We start from the raw sequence: 23,667 nt of genomic DNA on the forward strand, positions 1-23,667 counted from the left end.
ACATGGTGCCCTCCGCCTTCGTACTGCTCGAGCAACTGCCGCTCACTCCCAACGGCAAGGTCAACCGCAAGGCCCTGCCCGCTCCGGAGGCTCCCGCTGACTCCGGCACCGGCTACATCGCCCCGCGCACGCCCACCGAGGAGCAACTCGCCACCATCTGGGCCGAGGTGCTCGCCGTGCCTCGCGTCGGCATCCGCGACCACTTCTTCGAGCTGGGCGGCCACTCGCTGCTCGCCACGCGGCTGATCTCGCGTCTGAACCAGGCGGCGCTGGGCCGGAACCTGGGCGTGCTCTCGCTCTTCCAGAACCCGACCGTCGAGCGCCTCGCCGAAGCGCTGGGCCTGGGGCAGGACACCTCGCAGAGCGCACGCGGGCGGGTGAAGCTGCGGGCCGGAGAGCCCGGCCAGCGGCCCCTGTTCCTCGTCCACGGCGCGGGCGGTGACGTCATGAAGTTCATGACCCTGGCCAGCCACCTCGAGACGGCCCGGCCCCTCTACGCGCTGAAGGACCCCGCGCTCGATGGCGCCGAGCCCCTGCCCGCCTCCGTCGAGGAGATGGCGCGCCACTACGTCGCGAGCATTCGCGAGGTCCAGCCCCAAGGCCCCTACACCCTGGGTGGCTGGTCGTTCGGAGGAGTGGTGGCGCTCGAGATGGCGCAGCAGTTCCAGGCCGCGGGTGAGACGGTGGACCTGCTGACGCTGATCGACACGCATGCGCCAGAAACGCGGGCCGAGCCCGACGAGCTGACGCTCCTGGGAGCCTTCTGTCAGGGCCTGGGGCTGTCGTGGTGGAAGCTGCCGCTGGATCCCGAGCGCATGACGCAACCAGGTGGACGGGAGCGGCTGGCCTACGTGCTGGAGCAGGCGGAGGCCGCCGCCGAGGGAGGGCCTGGCATCGAGCTGGAGGAGGCATGGCGCCTCTACGAGGCGTACCTGCGCCACGTGCGAGCGCTGAGCCACTACACCCCCCGCCCGTTCGCGGGGCGCACCGTGCTATTCAAGGCGAGCACACAACCCGAGGGAGTCGCGAGGGACGGCCGGCTCGGATGGAGTGCGTGGCTCACGGGTGCGCTCGAGGTCCAGGAAGTCCCTGGCACGCATCACACCCTGCTGACCCACCCCCACGCCGCCGCCCTGGCCGAGCGCCTCACCCACCTGCTGAGCGCGTTGGCCGAGCGGGAAGCCGCCTGAGAGAGGAATCGTCATGATCAAGATGGACGAAGCGCTGGTGTCAGCGGTATGCGACGTGGCTCGCGAGGCGGGGCGTGCCACGCTCCAGTTCTACGGAGGCCCCGTCTCCGTCGAGCGCAAGGGCGATGACTCGCCGCTGACGGCGGCGGACAAGGCCGCGCACACCCTCATCCTCGAGTCCCTGCGCAAGCTGACGCCCGGCGTCCCGGTGCTCTCCGAGGAGTCCAGCGCAACGGAAGTGGCCGAGCGGCGCAAGTGGGACACCTTCTGGCTGGTGGATCCGCTCGACGGCACCAAGGAGTTCATCAAGGGCACGGGCGAGTTCACCGTGAACATCGCGCTCGTCTCCGGCGGTGAGCCCGTGCTGGGCGTGGTGCACGTGCCCGTGTCGGGCGTCACGTACTGGGGCCGCAAGGGGGCGGGTGCCTTCGTGGCCCGGGCGGACGGGGCGCCGGTGGCCATCCGCACGCGGCCGGCGACCCTGGAGCGGCTCGTCATCGTGGCGAGCAAGGACCACGCGGGCCCCCAGGTGGAGGCGCTGCTGAAGCGGCTCACCACGGCGAGCACCGCCAACATGGGCAGCTCGCTCAAGTTCTGCCTCGTGGCCGAGGGCAAGGCGGACTTCTACCCGCGGCTCGCGCCCACGTGCGAGTGGGACACCGGCGCGGCCCAGTGCGTCCTGGAGGCCGCCGGTGGCGGAGTGACGGACACCGAGGGCCGGCGGCTCACCTACAACAAGGCGGAGCTCACCAACCCGTCCTTCCTCGCCTTCGGCGACCCCCGCCAGGACTGGCGCGCGCTACTGGGTTAGGCCCCGGCGCGTTCCAGGCAGGCCCGGGTGCCCAAGCTCCCGAGGCGACGGCACCAGCCCTCCGGCCGGGGCCGGTGAGCACCCGGTGCTGAAGTAGGGCTGGGGAGATTCATTCCCCCGGCCAGTAGAGCCCACCACCGGGTGCTCAGCTCAAAGCGGGGCCATGCGCGTCATCATCGGCAGGGCATCACGCCAGGAGCTCGATTCCGACCAGGACTCCATCCTGGTCGAAGTCGAGCACCACATCGGGGCCCGTGTAGGAGCCCATGAGTTCGGCCAGCCTGATCGACTTCGACATCTTGCAGGTCTCACCGGGGTGAGTCGGGAGGCGCAAATAGGCCACGTCCTGATCGTCTTCGGAGACTCGCAGCTCGAAGCGCCCGAGCTTCTTCTTGGAATCCGTCTGCCCCATTACGGCCTCCACTGCAAAACGGTCTTCAGCTTCAATACACCATCCCTGAGCTGATAAACGACCGCACCACCTCGGCCAAAGCCAGGAACGATGACGCGGTCCGCGTGGGCCGTGTCCCGAATGGTTCCGGGCGGAAGTCCCGACTTCTCGATCTGCCGGCCGAACTCCTGCAAGGCTGCGCGAGCATCCTGCACGCTCGAGAAACCAGCCCGTTCAACCGCACGTTCCGCCGCGTGCGGCATGTTGCTGTTGACCACCTTGTCAACGTGGATATCCGACGCGCCTCCTGTCAGCTCGCCCGTGACATGCCCGTTGCCTCGGTCATCTGCGACCGACATCGCAACCGCATGGGGGGCGAGGGTGATGGTAACGGCATCGACACTCACGGCAACCGTCTCTACCTCCCCCACTGCCGCGAGGCGGAGGCCCACCTGCGTCTCCGCCTGCGCCGCCGCCTGCATCGCGCCGGGCAGCGTCGACACCTTCGCCGCCAACCCCGGCGCCGTGTTGCCAAGAGCCACCGTGGCCAGCATGGCGAACGCACGCGCCGCGTTGCGGCCCATGACCTTGCCGTACCGCTCCCCGGCCTCGCGCAGCTCGTTGAACGTGACGGCCCGAGCCGCCTCGTCCATCAATCGCTTGAAGCCCACGACGAGGCCCCAGAAGGTGTCGACGCCCACGTAGGAGATGAGTGTGGCGGTCATCACCGCCGCGAGGCCCTTCGAGACCGTTACGTCGGGAATCGAGATGAGGACCATGTACGTCGTCCAGGTCCAGAGAACCGCCGCCACCATGGCGTGTGGATCGGCCATGTCTTTGAACGCCTCCAGCATCTCGTCGAGCACCGCGCCCTTGGCGAGGGCCAGGGCCAGAGCGAAACGGCCATCCCCGTTGACGATGGGGCTCTCCGTCAGCAGGCGCAGACAGTCTCCGGGCCTGCCGGTGCGCTCGCACCAGCGAAGGTAGGCGCGAGTCAACTCCACCTCCGCCACCGGCGGTGCCCCCTCCAGGTGTTCGTCCGGCCCGAGCGGAGTGACGAGGCGGTTACGTGCCTCGTACGTGTACGAGCCACTCCGCGCCTCGACCTCGAACAACTTCCGGGCGGCTTCCTGGGGCCGAGTGGAGGGCCGAACCTCCCAGGCACGCTTCGCCACGGCCTTCCTGAACTCGTCGCCCTTCAAGTTCACCGGCTCGGCACCGGAGCGTGGGGTGAAAACGAGAGTGTCAGCCCGGCCCGTGTCCAGGCGCACGACCCGAGAAGCGGTAGCACACCCAGTGAGGAGCACCAGCAGCGCCGCCGTCCAACACAGCTTCATGGGAATTCCCCCTGATGATGGCCACTCCCTGACGGGTAGCCATTCAGACTGGCCACCCTATTGATCCGACAGCGTCCGATCCTCGCCGTTCTCGGCGGCGTCATCCGTGGGGAGCATCAAAAGCACCCGTGCATCCTGCACCTGGCATGGAGCAGCAGCACGTCCCGCCCGCAGGTCTTGAAGAAGGCGGCCCAGCGGCACGGGGAGGACTCGCTCCTGCACCACGTGGCCGCCTGGAAGTAGCGCTCGGAATCACCGTGACGCCGACAGAAGGCCGGCTTATGCCCACCGGCCGGAATCTTCCGGGACTGAGACGGAGCGGGCGGGTGTTCCACTCCCGAGGAGCGCGGGAGGCCGGCTTCGAGCCCGAGGACAGGGCCGACTGGCTGCCCTCTGGAGAGCGGGGCTCTCGCCTCGGCTCACCTATCCTCTTGCAGTGGGGCGCGGGTCCCGCTATGAGAGGTCGCACTTTTTGGCCAGGTAGCTCACCTGGTTAGAGCGGCGGTCTCATAATCCGCAGGTAGTCGGTTCAAGTCCGACCCTGGCCAAGGCCCCGGAGTCACTTTCACGAGTGATTCCGGGGTTTTCTTTTGCCTGGGAGTGGCGGGAGGGGCTGTTGAGGGGGCCTCGCGAGGAGGAGCTCCCCATGTTTCTGTCCGGCGCGTGACCCGGCTGGAAGGTTCCGGCCCCAAAGCATCCGGGCGCGGTGAACTCTGCTGTTTGCGTGAGGTCTCTCCTCGCCCATGCCGTCGATTGCCGAGCTCATCGCGCAGCACCGTGAGGCACTCCTCCAGCGCTACCTCGAGGAGGTCCGCCGGCTTCCCTCCGCCCGGGACGTGCGTCCCCAGGACGTCCTCGACAACTTCCCCGAGTTCCTCGACGCCCTGCTCGCCCTCTCCCGCGGCCAGCCCGGCGACCCCGGCCATCTCAAGCGCCGTCTGGAGGAAACCCATATCGGCCTGCGCCTGCGCCTGGGCTACACCCTGGAGGACGTGACGGCCGAGTTCGTCCTCCTCGGCCGGCTCCTCTCGCGCCTCTGGGAGTCCCTCCCCCCCGCCGAGCAGCCCACCCCCGAGGACATCCAGCGCCTCTTCGACGAGCTCCAGGCCGCCATGGAGCACGCCGTCTCCGTCTTCACCGGCTACTCCCTCGAGGACCGCCAGCGCGAGAAACATGCCCTGCGCCGCATGGACGCGCTCGCCGCCGACCTCCTCCAGCCCACCGAGCCCCCCGTCCTCCTCGACGAGCGGCTCGGGGCCCTGCTCGCCGTCCTCCAGGAGGCCCTCCGCACCGACGCCGCCACCGTGCTGCTCGTGGAGCCCGAGGGCCAGTGGCTCCGCCCCACCGCCTCCTGCGGCCTCTGGGCCACCCCGCCCGACCGCGCTCCCGTCCCCCTGCTCCCGCCCTCCTTCGTGGCCGAGGTGGCCTCCTCCACCGAGGTCCTCCACCTCCCGGAGGCCACCACCACCCCCCTGGCGCTCGGCGAGGGCGTGCGCTCCAGCGGCGTCCACTCGCTGCTCGGGCTGCGCCTGTGGACGCGAGGCCAGTTGCTCGGCGTGGTGTACCTCGGCACCACCGACGCCCGCCCCTTCGAGCCCCGCGCGCGCCGCCTCCTCGCAACCCTGGTGGAGCACCTCGCCGGCCTCATCGACCGCGTCCACCTGCTCCAGCAGGCCCGCGACGCCCGCCTGCTCGCGTCCGAGGCGCTCCGCCCCCTGTCTCCTGGCGTCGCGGCCCGGCTGAGCGAGGAGCGCCTGCTGCTGGCCGTCGAGGCCACCGGCCTGGGCTCGTGGGACATGGAGCCCACGACGGGCGCGCTGCACTGGGACGAGCGCTGCAAGGCCCTCTTCGGCTTGCCCCCGGAGGCGCCCGTGGACTACGCCACCTTCCTCACCCTGGTGCACCCCGGGGATCGCGAGCGCGTGCGCGGGCTGGTGCGGCGGGCCCTGGAGCCCTCCGGCAGCGGCACCTTCCGGGATGAGTACCGCGTGCTCAGGGCGCGGGATGGGAGCGAGGCGTGGGTGGCCGCCACGGGCCGCGCGTTCTTCGATGCGAAGGGCCGGGCGCTGCGCCTCATCGGCTCGGTGCTCGACATCACCGAGCGGGTGCGCGAGCGCGCCGCCACCGAGCGCGAGAAGAACCGCGCCACCGCCATCCTGGAGAACATCTCCGAGGCCTTCGAGGCCTTCGACCGGGACTGGCGCTTCACCTACGTCAACCGCGAGGCCGAGCGCATCCTGGGGCAGCCACGCGAGGCGCTGCTGGGCCGCGGTCAGTGGGAGTTGTTTCCCGCCACCGTGGGCACCCGGCTGGAGCGCGAGTTCCGGCGCGTGGCCACCGAGCGCATCCCCCTCTCCTTCGAGGACTACGATCCCAGGAGCGAGCGCTGGTTCGACATCCACGCCTACCCCACCGAGGAAGGCATCGCCGTCTACTTCCGGGACATCAGCGAGCGCAAATGCCGCGAGGCCGAGCGGGAGCGGCTGTTGCTCGAGCAGACGCGCCTGCGCGAGCTGGCCGAGAAGGCGGTGCGTGAGCAGCAGCGCACGCTGGAGGTGCTCGAGCACGGCGAGGCTTTCTTCCTGCTCGACAAGGACTTCCGCTTCGTCCTCGTCAACGAGAACCAGGAGCGCCTGTCGCGCACGCGGCGCGAGGACACGCTCGGCCGCGTCTTCTGGGAGGTGTTTCCCACCACCGCCACGCCCGACTCCCCGTACTGGCGCGAGTACCACCGCGTGGTGGAGCAGAAGGTGCCGGTGCAGTTCGAGGCGTACTTCGCCCCGCTGGAGCTCTGGGCGGGCGTGAGCGCCTTCCCCACCACCGAGGGAGGGCTGGCCGTCTTCTTCCGCGACATCACCGAGCACAAGCTCGCCGAGCAGTTCCGCGAGCGGCTGGTGGGCATCGTCAGCCACGACCTGCGCAGCCCGCTGCAGAGCATCTCGCTCGCCACCGAGCTGCTCCTGCGCCGCGACGACGTCCCCGAGTCCCTGCTCGGCGGAGTGCGGCGCATCGCCCGGAGCGCCGAGCGCATGGCGCGGATGATCACCGACCTGCTCGACTTCACCCGCGCGCGCATGGGCGGTGGCATCCCCGTGCAGCGGCGGCCCGGCGAGCTGGCGGAGCTGGTGCGCGCCACGCTCGAGGAGTTCGAGGTGACGCACCCGGGCCGCGTCGTGTTCTCCTCGGGGCGGGGCCCGTACACCGGGCAGTGGGATTTCGACCGGCTCGCCCAGGTCGTCTCCAACCTGGTGGGCAATGCGCTGAAACACGGGGACCCGCACGCCCCGGTGGAGGTGCGCCTGGACCGGGAGGGCACGCAGCTCGTCCTGTCGGTGAAGAACCAGGGCCCGCCCATCCCCGAGGAGCTGCTGCCCCACATCTTCGATCCCTTCCGCCGCGCCGAGGACAGCTCGCGCCAGGGCCTGGGCCTGGGCCTCTACATCGTGGAGCAGATCGTCCTGGCCCACGGCGGCTCCATCTCCGTGAGCTCCACCGAGGCCGAGGGCACCACCTTCACGGTGCGGTTTTTTTGACGGCCCGCTCGCCTGCCCCCCTAATGCCTCCACAGGCCAGTAGTGGCCTGTAGCAGCCCCGAGGAGGTAGTTCCGATGCAGGATGCCAGCGCCAGCCCGATGAGCTCCGAGGTCACCCCGGCCTCGGCTGATTCGAACGGCCCCGACGCCTCCGAGTCCGTGGTCTCCACCCACGTGCTCGTTCCGATCGAACAGGTCCACAAGCTGCGCGAGCTCGCCCGCCGCACCCGCATCCACCAGAGCGAGTACCTGCGCGAAGCGGTGGAGGACCTGCTCGCCAAGTACGTCCGCCCGGCCAACGGGGACGGCCAGTGAGGACGGCCATGCCCGCCCAGGGACGCAATCCGGCGCTGGCGCGCGAGAAGGCGCCTCCGCTGATGGACGGGGGCCGGAGCTTCGGCACGCGCGGTGTGGCCGAGCGTCCGCCCTCCATCCGCGAGACCATCATCCGCTGGCTCAACGAAGAGCTGTAGCCGGAGCTGTGCGCCTCAAGCCGAGGGCAGCGACGCCTGCTGCTCCTTGCCCAGCTTGCCGGCGATGTCCTTGAAGGACAGGTGGCCCAGGGACATCAGCACCACGCCGAAGCCGATCTGCTGCACCGTCTGGCACAGCCACAGCACGTTCGCGTACGCCAGCCCGCTGCCGTTGGCGACGCTGGCCGGGACGAAGAGCGACAGCCCCACCTTCACCGCCGCCTGGAAGGTGCCCAGCATGCCCGGGGCCGCGGGAATCATCACGCCCACCACCAGCGTCGACATCACCACGTAGGCCTGGAAGAGCGTCATGTTCAGGCCGAACGCGCGCGAGAGCAGCGCCATGCCCGCGCCGTTGAGCCCCCAGTACACCACCGTGTAGAGGAAGAAGCCCACCAGCTGGCGGCGATCCGGCAGCTGCCGCATGGCGCCCACGAAGGTGTCCACCACGTCCGCCATCTTGTCCGCCACGCCCGGCGCCACCCGGCCCACCGTGATGCGCACCAGGTGCACCGCGCGCGCCTGGTGCCACAGCGCGAAGAGCAGGAAGGTCAGGCCGCTGGCGAACACGGCGAACATGAGGTTGGCGCCCAGCGTCACGTAGCGCAGCTCGGGCACCTCGGAGGGGGCGAAGAAGAGCAGCACGCGCATCAGCACCGCCACCAACATGCCGTCGGTAATGCGCTCGAGCACCACCGAGGTCATCGCCGCGCTGCGGCGGATGGAGCTGCGCTGGGCGATGAGGAAGGGCCGGGCGAACTCGCCGAGCCGGAAGGGCAGCACCAGCAGCATCATGAAGCCGATGCCCGAGGCCTCGTTCAGCTTGCGGAACGGCACGCGCTCCATGCCCGACAACAGGCAGCCCCAACGCAGCGTGCGCGCCACGTGGATGAGCGTCAGCACGACGAAGTACGGCACCACCCACAGGTAGTTGGCCGACTTCAGGCTGGCCACCTGGGAGGCCCAGTCCGCGTTGCGGAAGGCCCACCAGGAGAAGACGAGGGTGACGAGCAGACTGGCAATGAGCTTGACGGCGCGATTCACCGGGCCCGTATACCCTCCCTAACCCCCGGACTCCAGGGGTTCCCCGGCCAGCAAGCGGGCGGGCGAGCCCGCCATCAGCCGGATGAAGGCCCGCTCACCGACCCTGCCCCGCAGCTCCGCCAGCGCCTTGCCCACCCACTCGCGCGCCCCCACGGGCCCGTGCAGGTCCGTGGCTCCGAGGGCGTACAACCCCTCATCCAGGAAGGCCCTCGCCAGCTTCTTCGCCGTCCCGCCGTAGCGCCCCGTCAGCGCCCCCACGTCCAGCTGCAGGAGGGCCCCGGCGCGCACCGCCTCGGCGGCCCGGCCCGGACGTTCGAACTCCAAGCAGCGCTCCGGGTGCGCCAGTACCGGCGTCACCCCCTTGAGGCGGATGCGGAAGAGGAGCTCCGGAAGCACCGGCACCGGCGAGGTGTGGGGCAGCTCCACGAGGACGTACTTCCCCGCGCCCAACAGCCGCGCCTCGGGGGTGCCGAGCCCGCGCACGAAGGCCTCGTCGAGGTAGTTCTCCGCGTTCGTCCCCAGGGCCAGCGCCACGCCCTCGGTGTGCAGGGCCTCGCGCAGCCGCGCCAGTGCGGCCTCCACCGTCTCGCGCGAGTGCGAGGGGTACTCGGGCCGCGCATGGGGACTCGGCGCCACCGTGGTGAAGCCCAGGTCCACCAGCGCCCGCGCCATCTCCAGCGCGTCCTCCAGCGTGCGCGCCCCGTCATCCACCCCGGGCACCAGGTGGCAGTGCAGGTCGCACAGGCCGCTCACGCGTCGCCGCCGCGCTCGGGGTGCTGGTCCGCCGGCAGCTCGTCCTCCTGCTCGTCGGACTGCCTGTCGGGCATCCGGTACTCCTCTCCCAACCAGCGCCCCAGGTCCACCATGCGGCAGCGCTTGGAGCAGAACGGAAACGCCGGGTTCTCGGCACGCGGGGCGACCGGCTTGCGGCAGATGGAACACTCTCGGACAGTCGTGGACACGCCGTACTCATAAGCCTTGCGCCCGGCTCGGGCCAGCGCGTTTACAGTCCCCACGTGGCCCCTCCGGACGATGAACATTCGTTGCTGCGCAGTGACCGGCTCTCGCGCGATTTCGTCGCCGTGGGCGCCGAGGACACCGTCGCCCAGGCCCTGGAGAAGATCCGCTCCGCCCCTGGCAGCAATGAGGTCTTCTACTGCTACGCGTGCGACCCGGAGGGCCGCCTGGTGGGCGTGGTGCCCATCCGCAAGCTCATCCGCACCGCCCCCGAGGAGCGCATCTCCTCGCTGATGTTCACCCGGGTGGTGAAGCTGCCCGCGGACGCGCCGGACTCGCTGGTGGAGGACTTCTTCGTCACCTACCGCTTCCTCGCCTTCCCCGTGGTGGACGCCGACGGCCGCATTGTCGGCGTGGTGGAGGTGGGCAACTTCGTGGACACCTTCTCGGACACGCTCTTCGACGAGGTGGAGGGCCGCGTGCGCGACGAGGTGTTCCGCTTCGTGGGCCTGCCCGGGAACGAGATGAAGGAGACGCGCCCGCTGCACATGGCGCTGCGGCGCTTCCCCTGGCTGCTCGTCAACATCGGCGGAGGCTTCCTCGCGGCCACCGTGTCGCGCCTCTTCGAGCAGACGGTGGAGCGGCTCGTCGTGGTGGCCGCCTTCATCCCCATGGTGCTGGTGCTCTCCGAGAGCCTCGGGGTGCAGACCACCGCCGTGTCCGCGTCCATGCTCGCCGAGCAGCGCGTGGACGCGCCCCAGGTGCGCCGCGAGGTGTTGGGCACGAGCATCGCCGGGATGATGGCCGCGGTGGTGGTGGCGCTGCTGGGCAGCCTCTACGCCCACAACCTCGCCTTCCCCTTCGTCCTCTTCATCGCCATCACCCTGTCCACCTCGCTCGCCGCGAGCCTCGGCGCCGTGCTGCCCTTCCTGTTCCACCGCTTCCGCGTGGACCCGCACATGGCGTCGGCGCCGCTGGTGCTCGCCATCTCCGACAACGTCACCCTCTTCACCTACTTCACCCTCGTCACCCACCTCGTCACCTGAGCACCCTGGGGAGCGGCGAGCACACACGGTTGCGACCCGTACCCGGCCCACGTATAGGGAGGGCACCGTGTCGCTGGCCCTTCGCATCTTCACGCTCGCGCTTCTCCTCGGCTGGCAGGCCGCCGCCAGCGGGATGTCGAGAAGGACTGAGAGAAACCCATGGAAGTGATTCTGATCTCGTTGGTGGGCATGGTGCTGTTTGGCGGCCTCTTCCTCGTGTTGTGCCCGGAGTGGTGGAGCACGAGCCTGGGGACGCTCAAGGAGAAGCCAGCGGAGAAGACGCGGGAGGCCGGGGACGCCCAGGGACCCAAGGCAGACACCTGAGCGGTTCCTCCGGACCCTGAGCGGCCCTAGGGTGCGCTCTCCAGGAACGCATCCTGACCGGAGAGATCGTCCGTGCTCAGGAAGTCCACCCCGGCCGCGAGCTGCTCCCGCCAGGCGTCCGGGTGGTTCGGAACACCGAAGAAACGCACCTTGCGCCCCTGGGCGTGCGCGTTCTCGATGATGCAGGCCAGGCGCGCGCGCTGCTCCTCGTCGAGCTTCCCGGTGCTCGAGCTGTCCAGGTAGTCACCCCACGCGAGGGCGTAGTAGCCCCACGCGCTGTCCGCCGCCGGATCCTCCGGGGAGTAGTCGTTGCTGTCCCGCATCGCCCGGCGCTGGGGGAACCGCGCGACGAAGTCCCGCTTGCCCTTGTCATCCCCCGTCAGCACCACCGTGACCGGGCCCGGAATCACCTCGTTCCCGTCGATGCGCGTGAGCATCGGGTACTTCTCGAGCACGGCGTGAAGGGTGTCGACCAGCTCGCGTCCTCCCTCCTTGAGGTCGATCCACAGGGTGAAGGGCACGCCATCTCCCTGCACCGAGCCCATGGTGTCCACCCGCTCCTGGAGCGGCTTCAGGTAGAGCTCCTCGAGCGGCCGCTTGGACTCCCACGGGAGATTGAGGTGCGCGACCTCGAGCCTCCCCCCGTTCAGGTAGATGTCCGCCTCGACGCTGTAGAAGCGGTGGCCGAGCGCATCGAAGAGCGGGTGCTCGTGCTCGTAGTCATTGTGGGCATGCCCATGGAGGTGCTGACCGGCCACCGGGTCGCGCTGGGCGGCGACAGGGGCCGCCACCTGACCCTCGCGGCAGACTCGAGGAGGCGGGGCGCACCCGAGTCCCCAACAAAGGGAGACGGCCAGGAGGGCGACGGCGGATTTCCACGCGGACATGTTGAACACCTCGGTGTTGTGGCGGGTATGGGGCTGGGAGCATCCGTGCTTGACTGCCCCGGTTCAACAGCCCCCCGAGGTGCCCTCCCATGCAGGTCCTCCGCATCACCCGCCCTGGCGGCCCCGAGGTGCTCGACTTCGAGGAACGGCCCGCTCCCATTCCCGGCCCGTCGGACCTGCTCGTGCGCGTGCTCGCCACCGCCCTCAACCGCGCCGACCTCCTCCAGCTGCGCGGCGGCTACCCCGCTCCCGTGGGTGTCCCCGCCGATGTCCCCGGCCTCGAGTACGCCGGCGAGGTGCTGGCCATCGGCCCGCTCGTGCGCCGCTTCAAGGTCGGCGACCGGGTGATGGGGCTCGTGGGCGGAGGAGCCTTCGCCGAACAGCTCATCACCCATGAGCGCGAGGCCCTCCCTCTGCCGGAGAACCTCGAGCCCACCCAGGCCGCCGCCATTCCCGAGGCGTATCTCACCGCCTTCGACGCACTCGTGCTCCAAGGCGGGCTGCGCATGGGCGAGTCCGTGCTCATCCACGCCGTGGCCAGCGGGGTGGGCTCCGCCGCCACACAGCTGTGCCACGCCATGGGCGCCCGGGTCATCGGCACGGGGCGCAACACGGAGAAGCTCTCGCGCGCCTCGGCCTGGGGCGTGGAGAAGACGGTGCTGTGTGACTCCTCGCCCCCGCGCTTCGTGGAGGCCGTCCGCGAGGCCACCGGGGGACGTGGCGTGGAGCTCGCGTTGGATCTCGTCGGCGGGGACTACCTGCCCGAGACGCTCCGGGCCATGGCGCCTCAGGGTCGCGTGCTGCTCGTGGGGCTCGTGGCCGGCCGGACGGCCTCCGCGGAGCTGGACGTCATCCTCACCCGGCGCCTGCGCATCACCGGCACCGTGCTCCGCAGCCGCCCTCCCGAGGAGAAGATGGCCCTCACCCAGGCCGCGGAGCGAAGCCTCCTGCCCCTGCTGCGCTCCGGAACGCTCACGCCCATCGTCGATGCCGTCTACCCCATGCGCGAGGCCCGCGAGGCGCTCGCGCGGCTGGCTCGCAACGAGACCGTGGGCAAGCTCGTCCTCCGTTGGGAGTGAGCCCCCGGCGCGGCCCTACACCGCGATGGCTTCGGGCGCGGACGGAGGCGCCGCCGGCTCGTCCAGCACGCGATCCGGCACCTGCGCGAGCGCATCCCGGAGCACCTCCATCCCCGCTCCGGCCCGGCAGGCCCGCTCGCTCAACACCCGCCTCCACCCTCGCGCGCCCGGCAGCCCCGCGAAGAGCCCCAGGATGTGCCGCGTCACGCGCGAGAGGTGCCCGTCTCGCGCGAGCAGCTCCTCCACGTACGGCATCAGCCCCTCCACCACCTGGCGCCGCGTGGGCGCCGGGCCCTCCTCGCCGAACACCTGCTGGTCCGCCAGCGCCAGCATGTACGGGTTCTGGTACGCCTCGCGGCCAATCATCACGCCGTCGGCCCACTCCAGGTGCGCCCGCGTCTCCGCCAGCGACTTCACTCCCCCGTTGAGGACAAGGGTCAGGTGCGGGAAGTCCGTCTTCAGCTGCCGCACCACCTCGTAACGCAGCGGCGGAATCTCGCGGTTCTCCTTCGGGCTCAGCCCCTGCAGGAACGCCTTGCGCGCGTGCACGATGAACGTGTCACAGCCCGCCCCGTGGATCGTCCGCACGAAGTGCGTCAGCAGCTCGTACGAGTCCAGGTCGTCAATGCCAATGCGGTGCTTCACCGTGACGGGCAGGCGGGTGGCGCCGCGCATCGCCTCGACACAGCGGGCCACCAGGTCCGGCTTCGCCATCAGGCACGCGCCGAACATGCCGTTCTGCACCCGGTCCGAGGGACAGCCGACGTTCAGGTTCACCTCGTCGTAGCCCCACTGCTCCGCGATGCGGGCGCACTCGGCGAGCTGCTCCGGATCGCTCCCCCCGAGCTGCAGCGCGAGCGGGTGCTCCTCCTTGGAGAAGTCCAGGTGCCGTGCCTTGTCCCCGTGCAGGATGGCGCCAATGGTCACCATCTCCGTGTACAGCCGCGTGCGCTTGGAGATGAGGCGCAGGAAGTAGCGGTCGTGCCGGTCCGTCCAGTCCATCATGGGCGCGACGGAGAGGCGGTGGCTCGGCACGGCGGGCGCGGTGGCGGTAGGCAGGCGGGCAATCATCTGAGGCAATCCATGCCGGGGATCGGGCGTCCGTGCAAGGACGCACGGGGCCGTCCCTCCCCCAGGGCATCCCCGGTGGAACGCCTGGGGGCTCCACCCCCATCCAGAGAGCCCCCTCACCGGCCGGCCCGGCGACCCCTCGAACGAGCCCCCGGGCCGCCGCTGATGGAAGGGTCCCGGTGAAGACGAACGTTGCTTCGCACGAACGCCCCCTTATCCTCCGCCGCCACCATGTCTGCTGCCTTCGACCCCAGCGCCGCCGCGGCCCCCGGCTCCGGCATCTTCGGCCTCCCCCACTCCCCCGATGAGGCCCACGTCGTCCTCATCCCCGTCCCCTTCGAGGCCACCACCAGCTACGGCGGTGGCACCTCCGACGGCCCCTCCGCCATCCTCGAGGCCAGCCGCCAGGTCGACCTCTTCGACGTCGAGACCGGCCGCCCCTACGAGCGCGGCATCTCCCTCCTCCCCGAGCCCGAGCAGTGGCGCTCCTGGAACTCCCGCGCCAAGGAGCGCGCCGCCCCCATCATCGAGGCCGGCGGCATCGACCACTCCAACCCCGAGCTCCGCGCCGCCTCCTCCGAGGTCAACCAGCTGTGCGAGCAGCTCCACGACGCCGTCTACCGCACCGCCAAGGAGTGGCTCGACAAGGGCAAGCGCGTGGGCGCCATCGGCGGGGACCACTCCATCTCCTTCGGCATCATCCGCGCCCACGCCGAGAAGTACCCCGGCCTCGGCGTGCTCCACCTGGATGCCCACGCGGACCTGCGCGACGCCTACGAGGGCTTCACCTGGTCCCACGCCTCCATCATGCACAACGTGGCCGAGCGCATCCCGGGCGTGAAGTCGCTCGTCCAGGTCGCCATCCGCGACATGAGCGAGGACGAGCACCGCTACATCGAGGCCTCCAAGGGCCGTGTCCGCGCCTTCTTCGACGCCGACATCAACCACAAGCGCTTCGACGGCATCCCCTGGAATCGCCAGGTGGACGAGATGCTCCAGGGCCTGCCCCAGCACGTCTACCTGTCCTTCGACATCGACGGGTTGGACCCCGTGCTCTGCCCGCACACCGGCACGCCCGTGCCCGGCGGCCTGTCCTTCCCGGAGACGATCGCGCTGATCTCCGGAGTGGTCCGCTCCGGGCGCACCATCGTCGGCTTCGATCTCACCGAGGTCGCCCCGGATCCCGAGGGCGGCGAGTGGGACGGCAACGTGGGCGCCCGGCTGCTCTACAAGATGATCGGCTGGATGCTGAAGTCCGAGCAGCGCAAGTAACCGCCCGTCAGCCCCGGGGCAGGACCACGCTGTACGTCGTGCCCTGCCCCTTCTTCGACTCCACCGAGAGCCCGCCGCCATGCAGCCGCGACAGCTCCGAGGCGATGTAGAGCCCCAGCGCGCCTCCCGCCCCACCGGGCCGGAAGGGCTCGAAGAGCTCGCGCACCGCCTCGTCCGAGAGGTCCGGCCCGCTGTCCTTCACGCGCACCGTCACCAGCGAGGGCGTGGACTCCAGCGCCACCTTCACCTCGCCCCCGTACCGGCCCGCGTGCTCCAGCAGCGTGTCCATCACCCGCTGCATCCGCTCCGGATCGAACCGCAGCTCCACCGGCCCGGCCGGCAGCTCCTGCATCCACTCCACCGCGGGCAGCCGCTGCTTCCACGTGTCCAGACGCTGGCGCACGTGCGTCCCCAGGTCCGCCACCACCGGCCGCAACGTCACCGAGCGCGCCGCCAGTTGCGCGGCCTCCCGGAAGTCGCGCGTCAGGGCCTCCAGCGTCTTCAACTGCGCGCCGAGCGCCTCCAGCGACCCACCCCCCGCCGTCCCCTCCACCCGCAGCCGCTCCACCTCGGTGAGCGCCGCCGACAGCGGCCCCTGGAAGCCCTTGGCCACCCAGTCCCCCAGCGCCTCCACCGCCGACGAGCCCTCCAGCGGCTTGCTCCTGGGCGCCTCCGCCAACGCCTTGCGGATCAACCCCTCGAAGTCGGTAATCTCGAAGGGCTTGTGCAGGAAGGCGTAGGCCTCGGGCGCACCATGTGGGAGCACCGCACTCAACAGGATGATGGGAACGCGGCCGAGGACCTCGTCGCCGCGCAGCCTGCGGCACAGGTCCAACCCGCTCAGGCGGGGCATCATGTGGTCGGTGACGACCAGATTGGGACGACGCGCCCTCGCGAGGCTCCAGGCCTCCTCGCCATCACGCGCCTGAAGGACATCGTGCCCCAGGTCCTCGACGACCTGACTCAGCACCTCGAGCACCGCGGGCTCATCGTCCGCTACAAGGACGAGACTCATGGCTGCATTAGTCTTCGACCCGGCATCTGAACGCCAGTGCAATGCGCGGGAATGCCGCGAAACCTGCGGAGTTCTCGACATTTCAGGGCGTCACCCACCCGACACCGCAACCGGAGGACATGACGTGAAGACCCCATTGACCCGTTGGAGCCTGTCGCTCGCGCTCCTGCTGGCACTCGCCGGCGGTCCCCCTGCCCACGCCGATCAGGCCCGGCGGCGCAACGAAGTCGTAGAAGTGGTCCAGAAGGTCTCCCCCGCCGTCGTCTTCATCGGCACCGAGCAGGAGGTGGAGTCGCCCTTCCGCCGCCGCTCCCCCATCGAGGAGTTCTTCGGGGCGCCCCCGCAGCAGCAGCGCACGCAGCAGAGCCTGGGCAGCGGCGTCCTCGTGGACCCCAACGGCACCATCATCACCAATGACCACGTCATCCGCGGCGCCTCGGCCATCCACGTGATTCTGGCCGACGGGCGCGAGCTGGAGGCGGAGGTCATCGGCAGCGACGCCAACAACGACGTGGCCGTGCTCAAGGTGAGCTCCAAGCAGCCGCTGCCCGCGGCGAAGCTGGGCACCAGCTCGGACCTGATGATTGGCGAGACGGTGGTGGCCATCGGCAGCCCCTTCGGGCTGAGCAAGACGGTGACCTCGGGCGTGGTGAGCGCCACGGGCCGGACGTTCAAGGCGGACGGGCGCACCTACAACGACTTCATCCAGACGGACGCGGCCATCAACCCGGGCAACTCGGGGGGGCCGCTGCTCAACGTGGACGGCGACGTCATCGGCATCAACACCGCCATCTTCGCCAGCGCCCAGGGCATCGGCTTCGCCATCCCCGCGGACAAGGTGCGCCGCATCATGGAGGAGCTCACCCGCTTCGGAAAGGTGCGCCCGGCCTGGGTGGGCCTCGAGGTGCAGAACCTCTCGCCGAGGCTCGCCCGGCAGCTGGGGTGGGACCGCACCTACGGCGTCGTCGTCAGCGAGGTGGAGCCGGGCAGCCCGGCCGAGCAGGCGGGCATCCGCCGCGGCGACGTGCTGGCCGAGATGGGCGGCTCGCGCATCTCCGACGCCGAGGACTACGTCACCCGCGCCCAGGGCTACCCGGCCCGCGCCGCCTTCCCGCTCGCCGTCTTCCGCGAGGGCGGACAGCGCGCCCTCCAGGTGACGCCCGTCGAGTTCCCGCCCCAGCTGGTGGAGGCCCTGGTGTGGAACCGGTTGGGACTGAGGGTGAAGCCCACGCGCGGCGCCATGGCCGTGCAGGCGGTGCGCCCCGGCTCGGCGGCGGACGAGGTGGGCCTGGAGCCCGGGGACCTGGTGGTGCGCCTCAACAACCAGCCCGTGGCCGAGCCCGCCGCCTTCCAGGAGGCCCTCCTGTCCGCCCGGGGTACACGCAGCGTCCTGCTGCTCGTGCGGCGCGGGCGCTACGGCTACCACGTCACCCTGCCCTTCTAGGGAGGGGGCTCTAGCGATCCCCGGGCCGGGGCCCGTAGCATGGGGCCCCAATGAGTCAGGTTCGTTATCATCCGCTCGGGCCCCTGCTGGCGGGCGAGGGCTCTCGCGCCTTCCTCGGGCTGTCGCTCGAGACCGGGGCCCCCGCCCGTCCGGTGGTGTTGGTGTGGGCGCCCCCCGAGGTCGCCCGGGACACGGAGCTGTGCGCCCAGTTGGAGCGCGAGACGCAACGCGCCTCGGTGCTCGAGCACCCCAACATCCTGCGCGTCCACGGCATGGTGAACCTGGAGGCCGGGCTCGCCCGCGTCACCGAGTTCGCCGACGGCGAGTCGCTGCGCCGCGTGCTGGAAGTGCGCCCGCGCATGCCCCCCGCCTTCGCCGCGCTGATCGTCTCGGACGTGGCCATGGGCCTGCACTACGCGCACCTGGCCGGCAACGACGACGGCACCCCGCTGGTGCACGGAGACCTGCGCCCGGAGACCGTCATGGTCTCCTTCAGTGGCGTGTGCAAGGTGACGGGCTATGGGGCCCTCAACCTCGCCCCGCGCGAGCGCAATGGCCGCCGCGTGCGCAACCGCCGCAACTACACCGCCCCCGAGCAGCTCATGGGCGGACGCGAGGCCGTCACCGCCCGCACCGACGTGTTCCTCCTGGGCCTGCTGCTGCACGAGTGCCTCTCGGGGCGCATGCCCTTCCAGGACGCGCCGGACGCCGACCAGGCCGTCCTCAACCGGCAGCTCCCGCCCCTGCCCTCGGACATTCCGCGCCCCCTCGCCGAGGTGGTGCGCACCGCCACCGCCAAGCGCGCCAACGAGCGCTACGAAACCGCGCTCGAGTTCCGCGAGGCCGTGGTGGCCGCCATCGAGGGGATCCCCACCGCGGAGACCTTCTCCGAGTTCCTCACCCAGCTCTTCCCGCCCGACCGGGACGCGCGCGCCTCCCGGCGCCAGATGCTCGAGATCGGCCTGGCGGACGTGGCCCGCCGCACCTCGGGCACGGGCACGCCGTCCGTGCAGCCCGCGCTCCGGCCCTCGGGCAGCACGCCCGCCTCCGCGCCCACGCGCCCCTCGGGCAGCATGGCCCGCCCCCTCACGCCCCTGGCGGAGATCGACGCCGCGGAGCTCGCCGACCTCGTCCCCTTCGAGGACGACGACGCGGACGCCGTCGACTCGGTGATGGAGCTCACCGGCCGCCACACCCTCCCTGGCGTGGCCCAGCCCCTCCCCGCGCGCGAGGAGCCCCGCCCGGCGCCGTCCCTGGGTGAGGAGCCCCGCACACCGCCCCTGGCCGAGCAGTCCGCGCCGCCTCCCGCCCCCGCCGAGGAGCCCGCCGCCGAGCAGCCCGCTCCGCCGCCCGGCCGCAAGAAGCCCGCCCGGCAGACTGTCGAGGTGGAGGAGGAGGCCCCGCCCCGGAAGCGGCGCTCGCGCGTTCCGCTCCTCGTCGGGGCCCTGACCGCCATGGCCGCCGCCGCCGGTGGCTTCGTCCTGTGGACCCAGCACCAGCGGGCCCAGCAGCAGCTCGCGGAGACGCAGGTGGCCGCCGTCGCGGCCCCAGCCCCGGCGAAGGCCGCGGAGCCCACGCCGGCCGCCCCGGAAAATACCGGGACGCCCCCCGCCACCGCGCAGCTCGCGCCAACGGATGCGGGCACGGCCGTGGCCACCGCGCTCACGGAGGACGCCGGCACGCCCGCCGCCCAGGGCGCGGCTCCCGCCGTGGTCCTCGCGGGAGGGACTGCCCCCGCCACGCCGGGAGGCTCCGTGGTGCCCGCCTCGGGGACCGCTCCCTCCACGCCTCCCGCCGCCGCGAGCACGGCGACGCCCGAGGCCCCCCAGACCGCCATCACCACCCGGCTCCAGCTCTTCGTGCTGCCTCCAGTGGAGGTGTCGCTCGACGGCAAACGGCTCGGCAAGACGCCCCTCACGATGCCGCTCGCACCCGGCACGTACACCTTCGAGCTGAGCAATCCGGCCAAGGGCATCAACAAGACGACCCGCGCCATCACCGTCCGCCCCCAGGGCACGACCGTGCAGCGCTTCCTCGTGGGCAAGGGCACCGTGCTGGTGCGCGCCCCGGCCGGCTCGCGCATCTTCCTCAACGGCCGCAAGGCGGGACCGAAGCTCTCGCTCTACGAGGGCGAGCACCAGCTCGTCGTCACCACGGGCAAAGCCCGCTGGGAGAAGTCCTTCCGGCTCGAGGCCCGCCAACGCGTCGCCTTCGACGTGAAGCACGAGAAGCCGTGACACCACCGGCCGGACCGGAGCGCGGCTCGCGCCCGGCGGCCCTTCAGGGGGAGAAGATGCAGGGAAGAATCGCGATGCTGTGCCTGAGCGCGCTGCTGGCGGCGACGTCCGCGCGGGCCCAGACGGCCCAGAAGACGCCCACGACGCAGACCCGGAAGAAGGCGTCCGCCACGCAGGCCCAGAAGGCGCCCGCGACGACGCAGGCTCCGGAGTCCCAGCAGACGCCCGTGACGCCGGCCCAGGACACGCCCGTGACGCAGGCCCCCGTGACGCAGGCGCAGGCGACCCAGCCGGCGCCGGTGACGCGGACCTCGGAGGCGCCCACCGCGCCCCGGCTCAACCGCATGCAGGGCGTGGGCGACATCGATGCGCGCGTGATGCTCAACGCGGACATCCTCCTGGCCTTCGTCAACCTGGGCGTGGGCGCCGACGTGGGCGTGCTGCCGCTCGGGCCCGGCGTGCTCACCCTCGGCGGTGAATTCGAGGCCGGTGCCTGTGTCTCCGTGTGTGCCGTGCTCAACCTGGCCACCGGGTGGACCTTCAGCCACCTCTTCTACTCGCCCCACGCCCGCGTCACCTACCACCTGATGCCAGGCAACTCGCATGGCATGGAGAAGGTGGACCTGTATGGCCTGGCGCTCGCGGGCGTTACCCTCACCACCACGCGTGTGGCCAACACCGGCACCGGCGACAGCACGGACTTCGAGTATCTGGGCAGCGACGTGGCCCCCTCGGTGGGCCTGGGCATCGGCGGCAAGTACTTCGTCCAGGACAACCTCTTCGTCGGCGCCGAGGGCCGCCTGCGCTACTCGTCCGGCGAGTACACGTACACCGCCCGGGTGGGCAACGTGAGCCTCTCGGACACCCAGTCCACCTGGAGCCTGAGCGGCTTCAACGTGCAATTCTTCGCCGGCCTCCGCCTCTGAGTGTCTGGCTTTGAGGAGACAGGTTCAAATCCTGTCTCCCCGGCCTGCTACGCCGGTCAGGACCCCTGGAATACAGTGGGACCCAACCTGCCTTATACGGGCAACTGACGATGGCCACGCCCATGAGCCGCTTGCTCGAAGAGGTATCCCGCGAGCACTTCCCCCATCCGCCCGCCACGCCCGAGCAGATCGAAGCATTCGAGCAGCGGGTGGGTTGGAAGCTGGACCCGGACCTGCGGGCCTTCTACCTGCATTGCAACGGAGCGGAGCTGTTCAAGCGACTGCCGGATGCCCCCTACCAAATGCTTCCCCTGTCCGAGATCGTGCGGGCGAGGGTAGCCATTCGTCGAGAGGATGACGACCAGTGGGGCCCAGCCTCGATGTACGCCCTCTGCGACGTGCAGGACGGCAACTACGTGGTGATGGACGTGGCCCGGCAACAGGACGATCGTTACTCCCTCTTCGACGGAGACCACGAGACATGGCCAGACCCGGCCTACTGTGAGCAGATCGCCAGTTCCTTCTCCGAGTTCCTGGAGGAGGTGCTGCGCAGCAAGGGACGCTCGTATTGGCTGGGGAAGAAGTGATCCGCGCCGTAAGGTGAAGAAGCACGTGTCCGCAGCCTACTGGGCGGCGTAGCGGGTGCACCCCTCAGAGGGGTCTCGTGGGCCAGGAGCCCGAGGGCCTGCGCGTCTCGCCCCCGCGCAGCTTGAGCTGAAGGGTGCGGTAGCCGTTGAGGGCCTCGAGGTGGAGCGGATCCGCCTGCACGGCCTGCTCGTAGGCGGCGAGCGCCTTGGCGGTCTGGCCCGACTTCTCCAGCAGGCGGGCCGACAGCAGCTGCACCAGCGAGCGCCCATCCGCCCCGCGCTCCCGGGCGAGGAAGCGCTGCCGGGCCTCCTCCAATTGGGAGACGGTGAGCCCCTCGGCGAGACAGCGGATGATGCCGGCCGCGTTGCGCCGGGAGCCGTCATACTCCACGCGCCGCTCCAGGTTTCCCAGGACGAGCAGGGCCTGGGAGACCCGCTCGAGCTGCCGCTCCACCTGGACGCGCTGGTCCGCGGACAGCGCACCGGAGAGCAGCGACTCGAGGGTCTGCCGCGCGAGCCGGGCCGCTTCGCGCACCCGCTCCCGGGGCGCCTCGAGCGCCAGACCGAGCAGGGCGTAATGATCGCCCTGGGGCCGGTTGCGGAAGTCGCGAAGGACGTTCTCCGCCTCGGGGTTGCCTCGGACGGCGGGGGCCGGCGTCCGCTCCCCGGAGAACAGGCGGGTGAGGGTCTCGTGGAAGTCGGCGGTGACGTGCTGCAGCTCCACCCCGAAGCCGGGCACCATGCCCCAGGCCTCGGCCTGGGCCTGGGTCACATGCCGTACCACCTGGCCGGTGCAGGGCAGCTCTCCGCCGGGCAGTTCCAGGAGCAGCCGCACCCGGCTGAGCAGCGGCGGGGGGGCGTCGGTGCGCAGGAAGAGCCCGCTGCGGCCCACCTGCTCACAGCCGAGCCGCCGGGGGGCCTCGCCGTCCTTCACGAAGACCCGGGCCTGGAAGGAGGGCGGGGCGGCGCTCCTGCCCGGGCTCACCGCCGTGAGGAGCGCGGCCTTGAGCTCGGCGGCGCTGGAGTAGCGCTCCGCGGGCTGCCGGGCCATCGCGCGTTGCAGCACCCGCGAGAGGGCCGGGGGCACCCGGGGGGCCAGCTCGTGCGCCGGCCGGGGCGTGACGCACAGGTGGGCGAGGAGGATCTCCGCCGTGGTGCGCCCGCTGAAGGGAAGCTGTCCGGTGAGCAGGTGGTAGCCGAGCACTCCGGCGGCGTAGAGGTCCGTGTGCGGGCCCACCGCGCCCTCTCCGCACTGCTCGGGGGCCATGTACTCGGGAGTCCCCAGCAGCACGCCGGCCTGGGTGGGCGTCTCGTCCCCCGCGGCGTAGAGGTGCTTGGCGATGCCGAAGTCCAGCAGCTTCACCCGGTGGCCGCCGTCCTCGCGCGGAAGGACGAAGATGTTGGCCGGCTTGAGATCCCGGTGGATGACGCCCTGCGCATGCGCGGCACCGAGCGCGTCACACACCTGCGCGAGCAGCTCCACCGCCACCTCGGGCTCCAGCCGCTCGCGGGCGAAGGAGGCCAGGGTCGCGCCCTCCAGATACTCCATGACGAGGTACGGCCGGCCCTCATGGGTATCGAGATCGAAGACGAGCACCACGTTCTCGTGCTGGATGCGGCTGGCCGCGCGGGCCTCGGCGAGGAAGCGCGCCACCAGCTTCTCGTCCTGCGCGAGATGGGCATGCAGCACCTTCACGGCCACCCGCTTCTGGATGAGGCCATGCTCGGCGAGATAGACGCTCCCCATCCCGCCCCGGCCGAGCTGGCGCACCACCCGGAAGCTGCCGAGCCGCTGGCCGAGGAGGCCGTCCTCGCGCGCGGAGGCCCAGGCCTGGGGCTGCGTCCCGCTCGCCGTACCCCGCACCAGGGTGGGGCACTCCCCCGGCTCGAGATGTGGCGGATGACAGGGGCAAGCAAAGGCAACAGAGGATTTCATCGCGAGGAACACACCTGTAGCACAAGAGTCCGCCGGTCCATCCACCGACAATGGGCTCCTTGTGTGCCAGTGCCGTGCCACGGCCACGTCCTCACCCTTGCACTCCG

Annotated in this window: 22 protein-coding genes and 1 tRNA gene; 14 read left to right on the forward strand and 9 right to left on the reverse strand. The window is 70.8% G+C overall.

Going from position 1 to position 23,667, the window contains the following annotated elements; translation table 11 throughout:
* Together ACJ8AN_RS26520 and cysQ are read left to right on the forward strand one after the other, a co-directional pair.
* On the forward strand, positions 1-1,190 hold a 1,190-nt coding region (locus ACJ8AN_RS26520), incomplete at its 5' end, for an alpha/beta fold hydrolase (RefSeq protein ID WP_407758263.1).
* A 13-nt stretch (positions 1,191-1,203) separates the two neighbouring features.
* Entirely contained in the window at positions 1,204-2,001 is a 798-nt protein-coding gene (gene cysQ / locus ACJ8AN_RS26525; RefSeq protein ID WP_407758264.1) for a 3'(2'),5'-bisphosphate nucleotidase CysQ, read from the forward strand.
* Between the two features lie 187 nt (positions 2,002-2,188).
* Here the strand turns inward: cysQ and ACJ8AN_RS26530 are convergent, their stop codons facing one another.
* Positions 2,189-2,413, reverse strand: coding sequence for a DUF2283 domain-containing protein (locus ACJ8AN_RS26530; protein ID WP_407758265.1), 225 nt, complete (start codon positions 2,411-2,413; stop codon positions 2,189-2,191).
* Complete coding sequence (locus tag ACJ8AN_RS26535; RefSeq protein ID WP_407758266.1) at positions 2,413-3,729, reverse strand: hypothetical protein; 1,317 nt, start codon at positions 3,727-3,729, stop codon at positions 2,413-2,415. The genes ACJ8AN_RS26530 and ACJ8AN_RS26535 overlap by 1 nt, the downstream gene beginning before the upstream one ends.
* Before the next feature lie 474 nt (positions 3,730-4,203).
* On the opposite strand from ACJ8AN_RS26535, the gene ACJ8AN_RS26540 reads away from it, so the two are divergent.
* The 4 genes from ACJ8AN_RS26540 to ACJ8AN_RS26555 all read left to right on the forward strand — a co-directional run bounded on the left by ACJ8AN_RS26540 (position 4,204) and on the right by ACJ8AN_RS26555 (position 7,735).
* Positions 4,204-4,277: transfer RNA gene (locus ACJ8AN_RS26540), tRNA-Ile, on the forward strand.
* Between the two features lie 195 nt (positions 4,278-4,472).
* Positions 4,473-7,262 (forward strand): PAS domain-containing protein, encoded by a 2,790-nt coding sequence (locus ACJ8AN_RS26545; protein WP_407758267.1) that lies wholly within the window; start codon positions 4,473-4,475, stop codon positions 7,260-7,262.
* Positions 7,263-7,337: 75 nt separating this feature from the next.
* On the forward strand, positions 7,338-7,577 hold the full coding sequence (locus ACJ8AN_RS26550) for a ribbon-helix-helix domain-containing protein (protein WP_407758268.1): 240 nt from the start codon (positions 7,338-7,340) through the stop codon (positions 7,575-7,577).
* 8 nt (positions 7,578-7,585) lie between these two features.
* Positions 7,586-7,735 carry a hypothetical protein gene (locus ACJ8AN_RS26555; RefSeq protein WP_407758269.1) on the forward strand — a complete coding sequence of 50 codons (150 nt, stop codon included), beginning with the start codon at positions 7,586-7,588 and terminating at the stop codon, positions 7,733-7,735.
* Between the two features lie 15 nt (positions 7,736-7,750).
* On the opposite strand, the gene ACJ8AN_RS26560 is transcribed toward ACJ8AN_RS26555, so the two are convergent.
* From ACJ8AN_RS26560 to ACJ8AN_RS26570, 3 genes are read right to left on the reverse strand one after another with little or no spacing between them, the layout of a single operon-like run.
* On the reverse strand, positions 7,751-8,779 hold the full coding sequence (locus tag ACJ8AN_RS26560) for a lysylphosphatidylglycerol synthase transmembrane domain-containing protein (protein WP_407758270.1): 1,029 nt from the start codon (positions 8,777-8,779) through the stop codon (positions 7,751-7,753).
* Positions 8,780-8,797: 18 nt separating this feature from the next.
* The gene (locus ACJ8AN_RS26565) at positions 8,798-9,532 is read right to left on the reverse strand and encodes a tyrosine-protein phosphatase (RefSeq protein WP_407758271.1); all 735 of its coding nucleotides are present in this window, start codon (positions 9,530-9,532) and stop codon (positions 8,798-8,800) included.
* Complete coding sequence (locus tag ACJ8AN_RS26570; protein WP_407758272.1) at positions 9,529-9,741, reverse strand: DNA gyrase inhibitor YacG; 213 nt, start codon at positions 9,739-9,741, stop codon at positions 9,529-9,531. Before ACJ8AN_RS26570 ends, ACJ8AN_RS26565 begins: the two co-directional genes overlap by 4 nt.
* 81 nt (positions 9,742-9,822) lie before the next feature.
* Between ACJ8AN_RS26570 and ACJ8AN_RS26575 the strand changes: the two genes are divergently transcribed.
* Together ACJ8AN_RS26575 and ACJ8AN_RS26580 are read left to right on the forward strand one after the other, a co-directional pair.
* A complete protein-coding gene (locus ACJ8AN_RS26575) occupies positions 9,823-10,782 on the forward strand; it encodes a magnesium transporter (protein WP_407758273.1) in 960 nt (319 codons plus the stop codon).
* A 159-nt stretch (positions 10,783-10,941) separates the two neighbouring features.
* Positions 10,942-11,106: a hypothetical protein gene (locus tag ACJ8AN_RS26580; protein WP_407758274.1), complete on the forward strand. Its 165-nt coding sequence runs from the start codon at positions 10,942-10,944 to the stop codon at positions 11,104-11,106.
* A 26-nt stretch (positions 11,107-11,132) separates the two neighbouring features.
* On the opposite strand, the gene ACJ8AN_RS26585 is transcribed toward ACJ8AN_RS26580, so the two are convergent.
* Entirely contained in the window at positions 11,133-11,993 is an 861-nt protein-coding gene (locus ACJ8AN_RS26585) for a hypothetical protein (RefSeq protein WP_407758275.1), read from the reverse strand.
* Between the two features lie 89 nt (positions 11,994-12,082).
* Between ACJ8AN_RS26585 and ACJ8AN_RS26590 the strand changes: the two genes are divergently transcribed.
* The gene (locus tag ACJ8AN_RS26590; protein WP_407758276.1) at positions 12,083-13,072 is read left to right on the forward strand and encodes an NAD(P)H-quinone oxidoreductase; all 990 of its coding nucleotides are present in this window, start codon (positions 12,083-12,085) and stop codon (positions 13,070-13,072) included.
* Between the two features lie 15 nt (positions 13,073-13,087).
* Here the strand turns inward: ACJ8AN_RS26590 and dusA are convergent, their stop codons facing one another.
* Positions 13,088-14,143: a tRNA dihydrouridine(20/20a) synthase DusA gene (gene dusA / locus ACJ8AN_RS26595; RefSeq protein WP_407758277.1), complete on the reverse strand. Its 1,056-nt coding sequence runs from the start codon at positions 14,141-14,143 to the stop codon at positions 13,088-13,090.
* Positions 14,144-14,374: 231 nt separating this feature from the next.
* On the opposite strand from dusA, the gene ACJ8AN_RS26600 reads away from it, so the two are divergent.
* Positions 14,375-15,415: an agmatinase family protein gene (locus ACJ8AN_RS26600; protein WP_407758278.1), complete on the forward strand. Its 1,041-nt coding sequence runs from the start codon at positions 14,375-14,377 to the stop codon at positions 15,413-15,415.
* Between the two features lie 7 nt (positions 15,416-15,422).
* Here ACJ8AN_RS26600 and ACJ8AN_RS26605 read toward each other — a convergent pair whose 3' ends face one another.
* Positions 15,423-16,430, reverse strand: a complete 1,008-nt coding sequence (locus ACJ8AN_RS26605; RefSeq protein ID WP_407758279.1) for an ATP-binding protein — start codon at positions 16,428-16,430, stop codon at positions 15,423-15,425.
* 124 nt (positions 16,431-16,554) lie between these two features.
* On the opposite strand from ACJ8AN_RS26605, the gene ACJ8AN_RS26610 reads away from it, so the two are divergent.
* From ACJ8AN_RS26610 to ACJ8AN_RS26625, 4 genes are all read left to right on the forward strand, one after another.
* Positions 16,555-17,874: a trypsin-like peptidase domain-containing protein gene (locus ACJ8AN_RS26610; protein WP_407758280.1), complete on the forward strand. Its 1,320-nt coding sequence runs from the start codon at positions 16,555-16,557 to the stop codon at positions 17,872-17,874.
* A gap of 50 nt (positions 17,875-17,924) precedes the next feature.
* Positions 17,925-20,111, forward strand: coding sequence for a protein kinase domain-containing protein (locus ACJ8AN_RS26615; protein WP_407758281.1), 2,187 nt, complete (start codon positions 17,925-17,927; stop codon positions 20,109-20,111).
* 56 nt (positions 20,112-20,167) lie between these two features.
* The gene (locus ACJ8AN_RS26620; protein ID WP_407758282.1) at positions 20,168-21,037 is read left to right on the forward strand and encodes a hypothetical protein; all 870 of its coding nucleotides are present in this window, start codon (positions 20,168-20,170) and stop codon (positions 21,035-21,037) included.
* A 110-nt stretch (positions 21,038-21,147) separates the two neighbouring features.
* Positions 21,148-21,624, forward strand: a complete 477-nt coding sequence (locus ACJ8AN_RS26625) for an SMI1/KNR4 family protein (RefSeq protein WP_407758283.1) — start codon at positions 21,148-21,150, stop codon at positions 21,622-21,624.
* A gap of 64 nt (positions 21,625-21,688) precedes the next feature.
* Here ACJ8AN_RS26625 and ACJ8AN_RS26630 read toward each other — a convergent pair whose 3' ends face one another.
* Positions 21,689-23,488, reverse strand: coding sequence for a protein kinase domain-containing protein (locus ACJ8AN_RS26630; protein WP_407758284.1), 1,800 nt, complete (start codon positions 23,486-23,488; stop codon positions 21,689-21,691).
* Positions 23,489-23,667 lie beyond the last annotated feature (179 nt).

It is taken from the genome of Archangium sp., from assembly GCF_045802675.1.
Taxonomy (GTDB): Bacteria; Myxococcota; Myxococcia; order Myxococcales; family Myxococcaceae; genus Archangium.